The organism is Amaricoccus macauensis (assembly GCF_014201905.1).
Lineage (GTDB): Bacteria > Pseudomonadota > Alphaproteobacteria > Rhodobacterales > Rhodobacteraceae > Amaricoccus > Amaricoccus macauensis.
This window is the reverse complement of record NZ_JACHFM010000001.1, coordinates 996605-1011802: the sequence shown is the minus strand read 5'-3', so window position 1 is coordinate 1011802 and position 15198 is coordinate 996605. Positions and strand designations below refer to the sequence as shown.

The following is a 15198-nucleotide window of genomic DNA, read 5'->3' as shown; positions in this document are numbered from 1 at the left end:
GTCCGGCACCGGGCCGGCTGCCCGTCGGGAGCCACGACCATGACGCGACACATGAGGAAACTCGCCATCAATCCGCAGCCGTACCAGTTTTCAGCGCAGGAGCAGGCCGTTGTCTACGAGGCGCGCCAGATCCTGCTGCGCCATCTCAACCAGAACCCGGTCCTGTCCACATGGCAGGCGGTTCTGGACTATTGCGCGCTGACCATTCGCGGTGATGTCGAGCGCTTCCATGTCCTCTATCTCGACGGCAAGAACCGGCTCATCTCGGACGAATGTCTCGCCATAGGTACGGTTGATCATGCCCCGGTCTATCCCCGGGAAGTGCTGCGGCGGGGTCTGGCCCTCAACGCCTCCGCGTTGATCATCGTCCACAACCATCCTTCTGGTGATCCCGAGCCTTCGGCCGCCGACCTTGCGATGACAAAGGAGATCCAGAAGGTCGGCGCGGCTTTGGGGGTGACGCTGCATGACCACATCATCACCGGCGCCGGTCGGGAGGTCAGCCTGCGCGCCCGCGGCGATTTTTGATGGACGGGGATGGGCCGGGCGGCGGCCAGGAGAGGAAAAGGAGGGATGGGGTTTTCGTGACGGGCTGATAGCCGGAGAGAGAGGCTCCCCGGCGTCCGTCATGGAGCAACTGACATGGCCACTGCCGTTCAGAAGATCACCCTGTCGTCCTCGCGCGACATTCCGTTCAACAAGCTGGTGCTGAGCCAGTCCAACGTCCGGCGCGTCAAAGCCGGTGTCTCGGTCGATGAGCTGGCCGAGTCCATTGCTCGCCGCGGCCTGATCCAGTCGCTGCATGTCCGCCCGGTGCTGAATGACGATGGCGTGGAGACCGGTATGTTCGAGGTGCCCGCCGGCGGTCGCCGTTTCCGGGCGCTGGAACTGCTGGTGAAGCAAAAGCGCCTCGCCAAGGTCGCCCCGGTGCCCTGCGTGGTGTCGGAGGCAACCGGCGATGTACTGATCGACGAGGTGTCGCTGGCCGAAAACATCGAGCGTGCCCCGTTGCATCCGCTCGACCAGTTCCGCGCCTTCCAGACCATGCGCGAGAAAGGCATGACCGAAGAAGCCATCGCTGCCGCCTTCTTCGTTGATGCCAAGGTGGTGAAACAGCGCCTGCGCCTCGCATCTGTTTCGCCCACGCTGCTCGAAACTTACGCCGAGGATGGCATGACGCTCGAACAGCTCATGGCCTTTACCGTCAGCTCTGACCATGCCCGCCAGGAACAGGTCTGGGAGGCGATCAAGGACGGCTGGCAGAAAGAGCCCTATACCATCCGCCGCTTGCTGACCGAGACCACGGTGCGGGCGTCGGACAAGCGGGCAGTGTTTGTCGGTATCGACGCCTATGAGGAAGCCGGTGGCTGTGTCCTGCGCGATCTCTTCCAACAGGACGATGGCGGTTGGCTTCAGGACCCGGTGCTGCTCGACCGGCTGGTGGGCGAAAAGCTGAAGGCGGAAGCGGAAACCATCGCCGCCGAGGGGTGGAAGTGGATCGAGATCGCCATGACCTTCCCCTATGGTCACGATCACGGCCTTCGGCAGCTTGTCGGCACCACGGTCGATCTGACCGAGGAAGAACGCGCCATCCGCGAGGCGCTGCGCGACGAATATGACCGGCTTGAAGCAGAATATGGCGAGGCTGACGAGCTGCCTGACGAGATCGACGCCCGTCTGGGTGAGATCGAGCAGGCGCTGGAGGCTTTCGAGCGCCGTCCGATGACCTTCGACCCGGATCAGATCGGTAAGGCGGGCGTTTTCGTCAGCATTGACGCCGATGGCACCGTGCTGGTCGAACGTGGCTATGTCCGCCCCGAGAATGAAGCGCCGGTGGAACCGGAGGCGGAGATCATCGATCCCGAGACCGGGGAAGTCCTCCAGCGGGCCGCACCGGATATCAGCCACCAGCGCGCGGTCATCACGCTCGGCGGCCAATCCCCCGAGCCAGAAGAGGAAGACGAGACCGATGCCATCAAGCCGCTGCCCGACCGGCTGATCAGCGAGCTGACGGCGCATCGCACGCTGGCGCTGCGCGATGCCGTGGCATCGAGCCCGCATGTCGCCATGACGGCGCTGTTGCACCGGCTGGTGACGGATTGCTTCCTGCCGCATTCCACCAAGGGCTGCCTGGAGGCGCAGGTCCGCGAGGTGCATTTCCCGGCGCAGGCCGAGGATCTGCGCGACAGCGCCTCGGCCAAGGCCATTCAGGACCGACATGAACGCTGGGGCGATCATATCCCGGCCGATGATGCGGCGCTCTGGGATTGGCTGGTCGATCTGGACGATGGATCCCGCATGGACCTGCTCGCCCATTGCGTGAGCTTCGGCGTCAATGCGCTCCATGAGAAGCCGAACCCCTATAGCGGCATGGGTGTCAGCCAGCATGGGCTGGACATCCGCCTGTCGCAGGCCGACCGGCTCGCCCGTTCCACCGGCCTCGACATGGTTGCGGTGGGCTGGCAGCCGACAGTCGGCAACTATCTCGGCCGCGTGACCAAGCCGCGTATCCTTGAGGCCGTCCGCGAAGGTGCCGGTGATCGTGCCGCCGAACTGATCGGGCATCTGAAGAAGGGCGACATGGCGAAAGAGGCCGAGCGCCTGCTGGCTGATACTGGCTGGTTGCCCGAGCCGCTGCGCATGGTGGAGGCGGATATTGAGGTGGACGTGGCGCAGACCCCCGACGCTGAAGTCGACGATCTGCCCGATTTCCTCTCGGGTGACGGTGAGGACGATCCGACCGACGACGAGGAAGATCAGCACATGGTTGCTGCTGAATAACTCTCAAACGGGGCGGCTTCGGTCGCCCCGTCACCTCCGTTTCGTATCTGCAATCTGCTCGGTCCTTGCGACCGGGCTTTTCGTTTGGAGGCCCTCATGTCCGCCATGATCGACATCGATCAGATCTTCCGCGAGGATCACGACAATCCCCCATCCGAGCGCACGCTGCCCTGGGAAGAAACCCGGGGCGGCATCGCTGTCGTCGTGGAACCAAAACCCCATTGGGCCGAAGACATGCGGGTGTTCCGGCTCGATGCCCGCGAATATTGCCGCTACGCCGAATGGACAGCCCATGGCGGCCGTGCCCGGTTCTACGGCCATATCGACACGTCAGGCGATGATCTGATGATGCAGGCGCGCGCGATGATCGCCCGCGAAATCGCCGATGGGCTTTGGGGCTGAAGGTCCGGTCGTTCTGGTCCCGGACCATAGCATGGGATGGCATTGCCCGAACGGTTCCAGCTCCAGCTTCACCATGAAGTGTGTCGTCTTCATACCCGGGCAAGCAGCTGCCGATCTTGGCCTGAAGGGAACACGATTCTGTTGCCAGCATGGCGGCAAGGCTGGCGCGGCAGAGCATCTGCGATGGGTATCCGGCACCTGTCAGATGCGATGAACCACCCCCGCTTCCATTCGCAAACCTTGGTCCGATCCGTCTCTTCATCAATCAACCCGTAAAGGGTCGGCTTGACGCTTCACGTGCCGCCCTCGGGGATTCGGCAAAAGGCCGAACGCCCGAGGGTGATTGCAGATCCGGTCAGACACTTCGGGCGCCTGTCGCGCGGGGGATGGTCCCCCGCCTCCCAAAGACAGGAGCCGGAACCCATGTCCTATGCAGATGCCACCGCCTTCGCCGCCAGCCTCGCCGCCACGCTGTTGGTCTCGATCGTCGTGTTCCAGGCCGGAGACGGCACCCACGCCGCTTGCCCCGCCGCCGAATTCGACGGCGACGACGACATGGTGAAGCTGGAGCTGGACCCGTGGGCATAAGGCGCGAAAGCGCCTCATGCCCGACGGCCCGGTGCGCGGTGAACCCGCGACCGGGCCTTCAGCGCCTCACGACGGTCACCCATCGCCGGCAGCGGAACCGGGGACGCCCCGGTCAGAGAGGAAGAGTGCGGGCCGTTCGGCCGTGACGGGTTGAGGGCTGGAGAGAGAGGCTTTCCGGCGCCCGTCATGGAGTGATTCCGATGATCTTGTCCCGCCATGATAGTTTCCGCCCGATTGGCCAGATACTGGCGAGTGAAGTGTTGCCCGCGCTCTACCGGGCGCAAAAGCTGCCGCTGCGTATCTCCTGCCTCGGCGTGGCCGGCTCCGGCGCCAGTTCCGGCCCCGGCGATGATGCCGACAGTTTCGACCGCATGATCCCGCTTGGGGAATGCCCCTCACCGGAAGAAGCCATGCGTTTCGCGGCTCTGCGCCTGTCGCGGGGTGACGTTTGCACCGGGCCGGACAGCTTCCCGCATTTTCGCCCGCGCATCATGCTCATTCAGGACAGCGATCACGGCCTAGTCCTCGCCGGCGAAATCCGCGCCCGCGTCATTCTCTGGCAACAGCCTGTCGCCTCGGACGCCGAGGCCCGCCGGATTGTTACCGAGGCCAGCAGGTTACGCGGGCTTGCCTTCAGGACGTCCGCGCCTGCCGAAGCGCGTGCGCTTCGCTACCGCGCCGCAGCGCTGGAAACCCGGTTGGTTGATCCTTTCTGGCGCGACACCGCGGCTGACCTGCTCCGCATGCCGCAGGCCGCCTGAGCTTCATCCCGTCCCACCCATTCATCCGGCCCGGTCGCGCACCGGGCCTTGTCATGCCCGGAGACCGTCATGGCCGATTATTACACCCATTTCTCCTGCCTGCTCGACGTAGGCACGCCCGAAAACGCCACTCGCGCGCTCGATCTCTACAATGCGCTGGCGGATGAAAATGCCACTGAGGACCCGCCATCGGACGGATTCCTGCTGTCGATTCAGCCCGAACATGGCGGCACGCAGCTCTGGATGCGCGATGATGTCACCGGCGATCCCGAGCATGTCATCCAGTTCGTCAAACGCTGTTCAAAAGAGTTCGGTCTGACCGGCTTATGGGGGATGCAATACGCCAATAGCTGCTCGAAGCCTCGTATCGACGGGTTCGGTGGCGGCGCACATGTCCTCGACCTCGCCACCGGCGAAACGGTGGACTGGATCTATACCGATGGCTGGCTTTCCACTGTGCTGGCGGGAGGTGATCCCCATGCCTGAGATCATCGAAACCACCGTCTATCGCCTAGACGAACTTTCCGATGCGGCGAAGGATAGGGCGCGCGCCTGGTATCGCGAAGGCGGCTTCGACTATGACTGGTACGACGCCGTCTATGAGGATTTCCAGCGCATTGCGGAAATCCTCGGGCTCGACCTCAAGACCCGATCCGTCCGGCTCATGGACGGCGGCACCCGGCAAGAACCCTGCATCTGGTTCCGGGGCTTCTGGAGCCAGGGGGACGGTGCCTGCTTCGAAACGCTGTATACTCACCGGAAAGGCGCCCCGCATCGGATCAGGGACTATGCGCCGCAGGACACCGAGCTGCATCGGATCGCCGATGCCTTGCAGGCGGTCCAGCGGCGCAATTTCTACCAGCTTCGCGCCGAGGCCAGCCATCACGGTCACTATTATCACGAATATTGCATGGCGATCTCGGTCGAGCGCGACAGTCCGACATATCAGGACATGACCGCCGATGCCGAAGAAGCCGTGATTGAGGCGCTGCGCGATCTGGCGCGCTGGCTCTATCGCCAGCTTGAACGTGAATATGATCATCTGTCTTCGGACGAGATGGTTGATGAGACCATCGCTGCCAATGAATACACCTTCACCGAAGCCGGTCGCCGCTTCGGGTGATCCTGAGATGACACTGACAAGCGCCCCACCATTCGGTTGGGGCGCTTTTCTCATGCTGCCGTTCGAGAGCCAGAGGGGGGCCGGAAGGGGTTAAGTCCGGGCAGTTGAGAGAGAGCGCTGTCCGGGCTTGTCCTTCCCGCTCTCCCGAGGTTTCCCGACATGAACATGCTATTCCCCGTGACCGACCCGGTCACGCCGCTGGCGATTGCGCCCGCAGTTCTGACTGCCGCCAATCTTCTGCTTCCCCATCTTGAGCGCGGCCAGCGTGTCGATGCCGCAACGCTGCGCGCGGCGATGGAAACGGCCTTCGGTGCATCCGACACCACCGGCGTCTGGGATTGGAAACTGGCCTATGAGGCGTGCGAGGTCGCCACGGTGCTGTTCCTGCGCAAATACGGAAAAGCACTTTTCCGTAAAGCCGCATCGCAGGCCGCACGGGCTTGCGTACTGGCAAAGATCGCGGGGCTGCTTCCCACGCAGACCCGCCGCTCTGAGGAAAGCCAGAACTTCCAGCAATTCTCGACGCCTCTGCCGCTCGGCCTGGCCGCATTGTCGGCAGCCGCGATCACCCCCGATGACGTGGTGCTGGAACCTTCGGCTGGCACTGGCCTCATGGCGATCCTCGCGCAGACCGCAGGCGGTTCGCTGATCCTCAACGAACTGGCCGAGACCCGCGCTGATCTGCTGTCTTCGCTCTTTCCGGCCTTTCCCGTCTCCCGCTTCGATGCCGCCCAGATCGACGATCATCTGGCCCCGAATACCGTCCCGTCCGTGGTGCTGATGAACCCGCCATTTTCGGTCATGGCCAATGTGAGCGGGCGTGTCGCCGATGCGGCATACCGCCATGTCGTCTCGGCACTGGCCCGTCTTGCCCCCGGTGGACGGTTGGTCACGATCACCGGCGCAGGCTTCAGCCCCGAAGCCCCGGCCTGGCGGGATGCGTTCATCCGCCTCCAGGAACGCGGCCGCGTGGTGTTCACCACCGCCGTCGATGGTGCGGTCTATGCAAAGCACGGCACCACGATCGACACCCGGTTGACCGTGATCGACAAACTGCCCGCCGACGATCCGGCGAAATTTCCGGACTCGCCAGGCATTGCACCCGATGTTGCGACGCTCATCGGCTGGATCGAAGGACAAGTTCCACCGCGCCTGCTGGTCGCGTTGCCGAAACTTGCCGTATCGGCCCCGGCCGCTGCGGCGAAGACCGTGCGGGGGTATCTTGCGCGCTCGGCAGCCTCCCGGCCTGTCGCTGCGCCGGCTAATGATCCGGAGGGCGTGGAACTTGCCTATGAGACCGTGGACTGGGCGCCGCCCGAAGGCGCGCGTCTGTCCGATGCGATCTACGAGGAATATGCGCTGCAATCCTTGCGCATCCCCGGCGCGCAGCCGCACCCGACCAAGCTGGTGCAATCCGCCGCCATGGCCTCGGTCGCACCGCCCAAGCCCTCTTACCGGCCGACGTTGCCCGCCGATATCTGTGCGCGCTTGTCCGACGCCCAGCTTGAGACCGTGATCTATGCTGGCGAAGCCCATGCCGATCATCTCGACGGCGCCTGGACCGTAGACGAGCATTTCGACAATCTGAGTGCCGCACCAGAAGATGCTGCTGGATCGATCCGCTTCCGCCGGGGCTTCATGCTCGGTGATGGAACCGGGGCGGGCAAAGGCCGCCAGTCGGCAGCCATCATCCTCGACAACTGGCTGCGCGGACGCCGCAAAGCGATCTGGATCTCCAAATCCGACAAGCTGATCGAGGATGCGCAACGCGACTGGTCGGCGCTCGGCATGGAACGCCTGCTGGTCACGCCGCTCTCGCGCTTTCCGCAGGGCAAGACGATCACGCTGTCGGAAGGCATCCTGTTCACCACCTATGCCACGCTGCGCTCCGATGACCGGGGCGAGAAGGTTTCCCGCGTGCGTCAGATCGTCGAATGGTTGGGCTCCGATTTCGATGGGGTCATCATCTTCGACGAGAGCCATGCCATGCAGAATGCCGGCGGCGGCAAGGGAGAACGCGGCGATGTCGCCGCCTCGCAGCAGGGACGCGCGGGTCTGCGCCTTCAGCATGCCTTGCCCGATGCCCGCGTGGTCTATGTCTCGGCAACCGGTGCCACCACCGTCCACAATCTCGCCTATGCGCAGCGGCTCGGTCTCTGGGGCGGCGAGGATTTCCCCTTCGCGACCAGGGCTGAGTTCGTCGAAGCCATTGAGGCCGGCGGCGTGGCGGCGATGGAGGTTCTGGCCCGCGATCTGCGATCCCTCGGCCTCTATACCTCCCGCTCACTCTCCTATGATGGCGTCGAATATGAACTGGTCGAGCACCAGCTCACTGACGAACAGCGCCGGATCTATGATGCCTATGCCGGGGCCTTCGCCGTCATTCACAACAATCTCGACGCGGCGATGGAGGCCGCCAACATCACCGGCAGTGAGGGGACACTGAACCGGCAGGCCAAATCTGGGGCTCGGTCGGCTTTCGAGAGCACGAAGCAGCGCTTCTTTGGCCATCTGCTCACGTCCATGAAGACGCCGACCCTGACCCGGTCCATCGAGGCCGATCTGGAGGCGGGCCATGCCGCTGTGATCCAGATCGTCTCGACCGGCGAGGCGCTGATGGAGCGGCGGCTGGCCGAGATCCCGACCGCTGAATGGAATGACATTTCCGTGGATGTCACGCCGAGGGAATATGTAGGCTCGTATTTGCAGCATTCCTTTCCGGTGCAGCTCTTCGAGCCGTTTACTGACGGTGAGGGAAACCTCTCGTCACAGCCGGTGTTCCGCGACGGTCAACCGGTGGAATGCCGCGAAGCCGTCGCCCGGCGAAATGAAATGCTTGAGCAACTGGGCTCACTGCCTCCCGTGCCGGGGGCGCTTGATCAGATCGTCCAGCGCTTCGGCACCGACATCGTGGCCGAGGTCACGGGGCGTTCGCGGCGGATTGTTCGCCGCGGTGATGGTGTCTCTGCACGTCTTGCGGTCGAGAACCGCGCGCCTTCCGCAAACCTTGCCGAAACGTCGGCCTTCATGGATGACCAGAAGCGCATCCTCGTGTTCAGCGATGCTGGCGGCACTGGGCGCAGCTATCACGCCGAACTCTCGGCGCGGAACCAGCGGCTGCGGGTCCATTACCTGCTGGAGCCGGGCTGGAAGGCGGATGCAGCCATTCAGGGGCTGGGCCGCACCAACCGCACCAATCAGGCGCAGCCGCCCTTGTTCCGGCCTATCGCCACGGACGTTAAAGCCGAGAAACGGTTCCTCAGCACGATTGCCCGCCGTCTTGATACGCTCGGCGCAATCACGCGCGGTCAGCGCCAGACCGGAGGTCAGGGCCTGTTTCGTCCCGAGGACAATCTGGAATCCGCCTATGCCCGCGATGCGCTGCGCCAGCTCTATCTGCTGATCGTGCGCGGTAAGGTCGAAGGCTGCTCGCTTGAGCGGTTTGAGTCCGCCACCGGGCTGAAGCTGATGGACAGCAATGGTGCGAAGGACGATTTGCCGCCGATCACTACCTTCCTCAACCGGCTGCTGGCGCTGACCATCGAGTTGCAGGGCATCCTGTTCTCGGCCTTCGAGCAGCTGCTCCAGGCCCGGATCGACGGAGCGATTGCTTCGGGCACCTATGATATGGGGCTGGAAACGCTCCGAGCCGAAAGCTTCAACGTCACCGGCCGACAGGTCATCCACACCCATCCGGGCACTGGAGCGGAAACCCGGCTCCTGACCATCACCGAGCGTAAGCGCAACCGGCCGGTGACGCTGGATGCGGCTTTGGCCGAACGCGATGATCCGCGCGCAAAGCTGCTCGTCAACGAGCGCTCTGGCCGTGCTGCCGTACAGATCCCGACCACCAGCGTCATGCTGGATGATGGCGAGATCGAGCGCCGCTTCCGGCTGATCCGGCCCATGGATGCGATGAATATTCCGGTGCGCATGATGGGTGAAACCCATTGGGTCGAGGCTGACCTTGCTGCTTTCACAGTAGCCTGGAAGGCGGAACTGGCCGAAGTTCCTGAGTTCACCGACAGCATCCTGCACATGGTGACGGGGCTCTTGCTGCCGATCTGGAAACGTCTTCCGCAGGATTCCTCCCGTGTCTATCGCCTCCAGAGCGATGAAGGCGAGCGCATCATTGGTCGCCGTGTTTCGCCTGCATGGGCTGCCAATGCCTCCACCAGCGGTGTTAGCAGCACCCTGACACCGGACGCCGCCTATGCTGCGCTGATCGAAGGAAGAACCATCCTCGATCTGGCCGAGGGACTGCAACTGCGCCGTGTCCGCGTCATGGGCGCGAACCGTATCGAGCTGACCGGATTCACCGATGCGATGCGGGATCGGCTGCGGGCTTATGGTCTCTTCAGCGAGATCATCTCGTGGAAACTGCGCTTCTTCGTACCGGTGGGGATATCCGGGCCGGAAATCACCGGCAAGCTCTTCGGCCGTTTCCCGGTCGAGCGCATCGGTGAGCGGGAGGCAGCATAATGGCGCGTCTCAACGCCACCAAACTGGCGCAGCGTCTCGGCCAACAGGCCGAGGCGGTGTGCCGTCATTATCTGTCGAACGGTCGCAAGCAGGGCAATTACTGGCAGGTTGGCGATGTGCAGAACAATCCGGGCCGGTCGATGTTTGTTCGCCTTACCGGGCCGGAATCCGGCAAGGGGGCGGCCGGTAAATGGACCGATGCGCAAAGCGGTGAATATGGCGATCTGCTCGATGTTATCAGTGAAAGCCTCGGCCTGACCGACTTTGCTGATATTGCCGAAGAAGCCCGCCGGTTCCTCAGTCTGCCGCATCCCGAACCGGTGCCGCAGGTGCATCAGTCCCGAACACCGCCCGTACCATCGGGATCATCCGAGGCCGCACGCAGGCTCTGGCGCATGACACAGCCGCTGATCGGCTCCGTCGCGGAGACGTATTTACGCCGACGCGGCATTACGGATTTACGCGGAACCGCAAATCTGCGCTTTCATCCGAACTGCTACTGGCGGCCCGAGGGCGATGGTCTGACGCAAACCTGGCCCGCCATGATCGCCGCCGTCACCGACCTCAAGGGCAAGATCACCGGCGCACACCGCACCTGGCTGACCCGCGACGGCTCTGGCAAGGCACCTGTCGATCCGCCGAGGAAGGCAATGGGCGACCTGCTCGGGCATGCCGTCCGGTTTGGCGATACGCAGGATGTCATGGCAGCGGGGGAAGGCATCGAAACCATCCTGTCGCTGCGACAGGCCATGCCAATGATGCCGATGGTCTCCGCGCTCTCGGCCGGACATCTCGCAGCCACCCTGTTCCCGCCACATCTGCGCAGGCTCTATATCGTCCGCGACAATGATCCGGCAGGTGACGGCGCGCGCGATTGCCTGGTGGACCGGGCGATCGAGGCCGGAATCGAGGCGATCACGCTCTCGCCCATGCTGGGGGACTTCAACGACGATCTTACCGCCCGCGGGCTGGACGCGCTTGTGGCCCAGATCCGGGTGCAGATCGTCCCCGAAGATGTCAGCCGCTTCATGGCTCTGACGTCACAGCCGGCACCGGGGCCGTGATCGGGCAGGATCAATCCTGTCATATGCGCGGGGCTGCACCACCATCGGCAGAGGACCGCGCCTTGGCCTTCTGAGAGGGCGATCGGCCCACAAACGCTCCGGTCCGGCAATGGCGGCGCCCGACTGATTTCCGTCGGCGGCCCGCCACCCCACGCGACAAGTCGCGTGGGGACCCCGTCTCCCCCGCCTTTACAGCGCGAAACAAATCAGCCGGGCTTTGCCATCAAGGCCCTCGCAAAGGGCTCGGGCTGCCAGACCGGAGCGCCCGTGGGCTTGTCGTCGCCATGAAGGCCGCGACGGTCGCGGTCCAACCGAAGGACGCATCCCATGGGCACACATGACGAATTTGAACCCGATCACAGCACATCCCCGACCGGCCATGTCATCGAAGACCTCGAACTCTATGGCTACCGCCCCACCGAGGACGAGGCCGATCCCCGGATCACGCCCGAAGACAATGTCATCCAGGGCGCAGTCTCTGACATCTTCGACGCCCTGATTTCCACCATGGCTGACACCAGCCTCGATTTCGACCTCGACGAAATCCTCTGGTCCACCGTCAACACTTTCCACCGCGGCGTCGAGCGTATCGAACGCAAGCTCGACGATAACGAGCAGGCACAGAAGCGCCTTCAGCGCGAACAGGACGGCAGCGAGGTCAAATCCGTCCAGTTGGAGACCCTGATCGGCGCGGGGCAAAGCCTGATCGAGCGCCGCGACAGCATGGAGACCTTCCGCGACACCGCCGCCGACATTTATCTGCGCACCACCGGCACGCCCTGGTCACAGCGTTCGGGATCACGGGTCAACCACCGCCAGATGACCTCGGCCATGATCGACAGCCGCGACTTCATCGCCGCCAAACGCCGGGCCGACAACGAGGTGTTGTTGCCCGCCGGACCGAAGATCGCCTTTTCGGGCGGCGACACCACCGATCACAAGACGATCTGGGCCAAGCTCGATCAGATCCATGCCAAGCACCCGGACATGGTGCTCATGCATGGCGGATCGCCAAAAGGTTCCGAGCGCATCGCGGCCACCTGGGCCAATAATCGCAAGGTCGCGCAGGTCGCCTTCAAGCCCGACTGGACAAAGCACGCCAAGGCAGCACCCTTCAAGCGCAATGATCAGATGCTTGGCACCCTGCCGATCGGGGTCATCATCTTTCCCGGCACCGGCATTCAGGAAAACCTCGCCGACAAGGCCCGCAAGATGGGCATCCCGGTCTATCGCTTAGGAACGGGCAGCGCGTGAGCGCTGCCTTTCCACGTCCCACGAGCCGGATAGTCGAAACCACCGATCATTCCGGCTCGCGCAGGCGGGCATGTTCATGCTATATTCCGCTTTGCGCCATGGTGGTGGTGGAAGGCGCAACCGTTCAATCCCCTGCACGGAGACACCACCATGATCGTTCTCGGAATCCTTGTGTCCATCGCGGCCATCGGCACCATGTGCTGGTTGCTGTTCAACCTCGCCGTCTTTGCCCTGCCGTTCTTCATCGGCCTCAACGCAGGCACCTGGGCCTATGGCACGGGGGCTGGCTGGCTTGGTGCGATTTTCGTTGGCCTCGTCGCCGCCGGTCTGACACTGGCCGTCGGTCAGTGTCTGCTCATGCTGATCCGCCCGATCTGGGCGCGGCTGTTAATCGCGCTGGCTTTTGTCGCACCGGCTGGTGTTGCCGGGTTTCATGCGACGCTCGGTATCGTCAAACACATGATGCCGTCCGAGACCTGGCAGCTCATGTTCGCGGTGGTCGGCGCGATAGCGGTTGGCATGACGGCCTTTCTGCGCGTCGCGGGTATGGCGGTAACCGGGCCAGCGGATTGTAGTCTCACTGGCACATGAAATGCCGAGCTTAGTTGCGAGGAATACATAGCAGCCCCAATTGGTTAATTCCCGCCGCATGTCTGCGCGACCGCTTCTTTGCCGTTCGCAGGCCATAGCGTCCGCTCGATAGCGACCTTAACCTTCTGGTGCATTCGCGGCGTCATCGCCTCAGCAACCGAGTTTTGTGCATTTCAAATAATTGCCCTTCAAGACGTTATCGCTGGTGGCGGCATCACGAACGAAGAACTTGCACAGGTATACCCGATTTGCGGGACTAGACTCGTTCCGCCACGAAGCGGCTGATCTCAGCGATCATATTGTTCACATCATCCTTGCTGAATTGATCGTTCTGACCGTGGGCGGCCTTGTTCCGCAGGTCTGCGAGCGCAGTCACCTGTTTTTGCACGAGAACATTGTATCGGCCTGCCTTCGTAAGATCGCTGTTCATCTTGTCCAGCTTCCCATGGACAATACCTTCCTCGTCGCACATCTGACGGATCGTAGTTTCAAGAACCACCCCAGCGATCACAGCAGCGGCAGGATGATAGCCGTTGTTCAGCAACTCCGTAGCTTGATCCAGCTCACTATCGAACACCTCTGCTTGGATCAGTGACCGTGCCGAACTACAATATCCTCCGGCATAGTCTTCCTTCGCACCAGCTATCAGTGATTTGAGGTTGATCAATATCTGAGCATTTGTGCCGTAATTGCCCTTCTCATTCGAGGTGAAAGCTTTGTAATGTTCAGACTGTTCTCCACATGCGAGAACCAGTAGATTCTTCGCCTTGGCTTTCCACGCTAGATAGAGGTCGTTGTCGACATAATCGCCATCGGACATGGCACCCTGCCGATGCTGTTTTGTCGCTTCCAGGTCCACAGCCTGACATAATAATTCGTCGAACCGCTTAAGCAGCTTGTTATTAATCACCGCGGCATCCCCCTAATTGCGCCAACCTGCAATTTTATGAACAAACTGGTCGAACAAGCATAGTCCGATCTTGTTAGATCATAACCTAAACCCGCCAGTTCCCATCCCGCCAAAAGTAGATATTGTGCGACGCCGCAGCAAGCGGCCCGCATAGCTGCCCTGCCTTAGGCGTGACAGGTTCTCTGCGTCTTACGGCAACCTACCCTGCGGACGGGAACCTTGCGCGCATCTGAACCGCAGTGATCCGTTGATGACGACCAGAAGCGATACGGATCATCTTCCATCTTCGTCACGAATATGGCGGTAAATAGTGGGCAAGCATCGGAGCAGCGTGAGGCACAGACGCGACCCATAGGAGCGCAGAACGGTCAGCGCCAGCGTTCGTGGCATGACCAGAACCCGGTTGGGGCAATGCCGGTGGAACAGGCCGGAAAGAGAGATGCGTATGGCCTGAGACGCAGGGTGACAAAAAAGGGCCGGTACGGTCGGTCTGGTTATCCTGATGGAGCCTCCAAGGTCGGCATGTCTCCGTTCAACCCCCGTGTCTCGACCGCTCCAAACGGCCTCTTCAATGGCCTGATCTGGCCGAAGAGCAGCGCGGGGCGCTTCGATCGCTTTAGCGCAACAGCGTCGTCACAACTTTCTTCCCCTGACGGCCCCACCCCATGCGGCAAGCCGCATGGGGACCCCGGGTTTGCCGCCATTCCTCGCGGAACAAGAAAGTTTTTCCTGTGCTGTCCAGCCCCCGCAAACGGGGGTGCGCCAGCGTTCGTCTCCGGCCGGTCGATCGCCATCGAGGCCGCAATGGTGCGGGCTCGGAAACGGAAAACGGAGACTTACAATGGCAACCATCGGCACCTTCAAGAAGACCGGCTCGAACGAATTCACCGGCGAAATCGTCACCCTCAGCGTTCAGGCCAAAGGCGTGCGCATCATCCCCGACCTGCGCGCCACCGGTGACAACGCCCCCAGCCACCGGGTCCTGGTCGGCCGCGCCGAGATCGGCGCCGCCTGGTCCAAGCGCTCCAGCGAGGGCCGCGACTATCTGGGCCTCAAGCTGGACGATCCGAGCTTCAACGCCCCGATCTACGCCAACCTCTTCGACGAGGAAGACGGCGAGACCTTCTCGCTCATCTGGTCCCGCCCCAACGGTCGCCGCGGCGACTGACGCGGGCACAAGGCCCCGGTCGCAAGGCCGGGGCCTTCCCATGTCTGGCGGAAAGACCAGTTCGCCCACGGGCA

13 protein-coding genes are annotated in these 15198 nt (G+C 62.7%); 12 read left to right on the top strand and 1 reads right to left on the bottom strand.

All coding sequences use genetic code 11. The annotated features are described in order from the left end of the window. Window positions 1–51: 51 nt before the first annotated feature. From radC to HNP73_RS04800, 11 genes are all read left to right on the top strand, one after another. Entirely contained in the window at window positions 52–528 is a 477-nt protein-coding gene (gene radC, locus HNP73_RS04850; RefSeq protein WP_246399523.1) for a RadC family protein, read from the top strand. 114 nt (window positions 529–642) lie between these two features. Next, window positions 643–2781 (top strand): ParB/RepB/Spo0J family partition protein, encoded by a 2139-nt coding sequence (locus HNP73_RS04845; protein ID WP_184147466.1) that lies wholly within the window; start codon window positions 643–645, stop codon window positions 2779–2781. Window positions 2782–2877: 96 nt separating this feature from the next. Then, window positions 2878–3183, top strand: a complete 306-nt coding sequence (locus tag HNP73_RS04840) for a hypothetical protein (RefSeq protein ID WP_184147465.1) — start codon at window positions 2878–2880, stop codon at window positions 3181–3183. A gap of 423 nt (window positions 3184–3606) precedes the next feature. After that, window positions 3607–3771, top strand: a complete 165-nt coding sequence (locus HNP73_RS04835; RefSeq protein WP_184147464.1) for a hypothetical protein — start codon at window positions 3607–3609, stop codon at window positions 3769–3771. Window positions 3772–3971: 200 nt separating this feature from the next. Next, window positions 3972–4532, top strand: a complete 561-nt coding sequence (locus tag HNP73_RS04830) for a hypothetical protein (RefSeq protein WP_184147463.1) — start codon at window positions 3972–3974, stop codon at window positions 4530–4532. Window positions 4533–4601: 69 nt separating this feature from the next. Continuing rightward, window positions 4602–5018 (top strand): hypothetical protein, encoded by a 417-nt coding sequence (locus HNP73_RS04825; protein WP_184147462.1) that lies wholly within the window; start codon window positions 4602–4604, stop codon window positions 5016–5018. After that, entirely contained in the window at window positions 5011–5655 is a 645-nt protein-coding gene (locus HNP73_RS04820) for an antitoxin of toxin-antitoxin stability system (protein WP_184147461.1), read from the top strand. The genes HNP73_RS04825 and HNP73_RS04820 overlap by 8 nt, the downstream gene beginning before the upstream one ends. Window positions 5656–5814: 159 nt before the next feature. Continuing rightward, on the top strand, window positions 5815–10137 hold the full coding sequence (locus HNP73_RS04815) for a strawberry notch family protein (RefSeq protein WP_184147460.1): 4323 nt from the start codon (window positions 5815–5817) through the stop codon (window positions 10135–10137). Next, window positions 10137–11201 carry a DUF7146 domain-containing protein gene (locus tag HNP73_RS04810; protein WP_184147459.1) on the top strand — a complete coding sequence of 355 codons (1065 nt, stop codon included), beginning with the start codon at window positions 10137–10139 and terminating at the stop codon, window positions 11199–11201. Before HNP73_RS04815 ends, HNP73_RS04810 begins: the two co-directional genes overlap by 1 nt. A 327-nt stretch (window positions 11202–11528) precedes the next feature. Beyond that, window positions 11529–12455, top strand: coding sequence for a DUF2493 domain-containing protein (locus HNP73_RS04805; RefSeq protein ID WP_184147458.1), 927 nt, complete (start codon window positions 11529–11531; stop codon window positions 12453–12455). Window positions 12456–12605: 150 nt separating this feature from the next. Beyond that, on the top strand, window positions 12606–13046 hold the full coding sequence (locus tag HNP73_RS04800) for a hypothetical protein (RefSeq protein WP_184147457.1): 441 nt from the start codon (window positions 12606–12608) through the stop codon (window positions 13044–13046). 256 nt (window positions 13047–13302) lie between these two features. Here HNP73_RS04800 and HNP73_RS04795 read toward each other — a convergent pair whose 3' ends face one another. Then, window positions 13303–13956, bottom strand: coding sequence for a hypothetical protein (locus HNP73_RS04795; RefSeq protein ID WP_221288184.1), 654 nt, complete (start codon window positions 13954–13956; stop codon window positions 13303–13305). An 841-nt stretch (window positions 13957–14797) separates the two neighbouring features. Between HNP73_RS04795 and HNP73_RS04790 the strand changes: the two genes are divergently transcribed. Next, entirely contained in the window at window positions 14798–15124 is a 327-nt protein-coding gene (locus HNP73_RS04790) for a DUF736 domain-containing protein (protein WP_184147456.1), read from the top strand. The last annotated feature ends 74 nt before the right edge of the window (window positions 15125–15198 follow it).

What these genes read in the sequence shown, in the direction of transcription:
- radC (WP_246399523.1), top strand. Translation starts at nt 52, where the DNA reads ATGAGGAAACTCGCCATCAATCCGCAGCCGTACCAGTTTTCAGCGCAG.
- HNP73_RS04845 (WP_184147466.1), top strand. Translation starts at nt 643, where the DNA reads ATGGCCACTGCCGTTCAGAAGATCACCCTGTCGTCCTCGCGCGACATT.
- HNP73_RS04840 (WP_184147465.1), top strand. Translation starts at nt 2,878, where the DNA reads ATGTCCGCCATGATCGACATCGATCAGATCTTCCGCGAGGATCACGAC.
- HNP73_RS04835 (WP_184147464.1), top strand. Translation starts at nt 3,607, where the DNA reads ATGTCCTATGCAGATGCCACCGCCTTCGCCGCCAGCCTCGCCGCCACG.
- HNP73_RS04830 (WP_184147463.1), top strand. Translation starts at nt 3,972, where the DNA reads ATGATCTTGTCCCGCCATGATAGTTTCCGCCCGATTGGCCAGATACTG.
- HNP73_RS04825 (WP_184147462.1), top strand. Translation starts at nt 4,602, where the DNA reads ATGGCCGATTATTACACCCATTTCTCCTGCCTGCTCGACGTAGGCACG.
- HNP73_RS04820 (WP_184147461.1), top strand. Translation starts at nt 5,011, where the DNA reads ATGCCTGAGATCATCGAAACCACCGTCTATCGCCTAGACGAACTTTCC.
- HNP73_RS04815 (WP_184147460.1), top strand. Translation starts at nt 5,815, where the DNA reads ATGAACATGCTATTCCCCGTGACCGACCCGGTCACGCCGCTGGCGATT.
- HNP73_RS04810 (WP_184147459.1), top strand. Translation starts at nt 10,137, where the DNA reads ATGGCGCGTCTCAACGCCACCAAACTGGCGCAGCGTCTCGGCCAACAG.
- HNP73_RS04805 (WP_184147458.1), top strand. Translation starts at nt 11,529, where the DNA reads ATGGGCACACATGACGAATTTGAACCCGATCACAGCACATCCCCGACC.
- HNP73_RS04800 (WP_184147457.1), top strand. Translation starts at nt 12,606, where the DNA reads ATGATCGTTCTCGGAATCCTTGTGTCCATCGCGGCCATCGGCACCATG.
- HNP73_RS04790 (WP_184147456.1), top strand. Translation starts at nt 14,798, where the DNA reads ATGGCAACCATCGGCACCTTCAAGAAGACCGGCTCGAACGAATTCACC.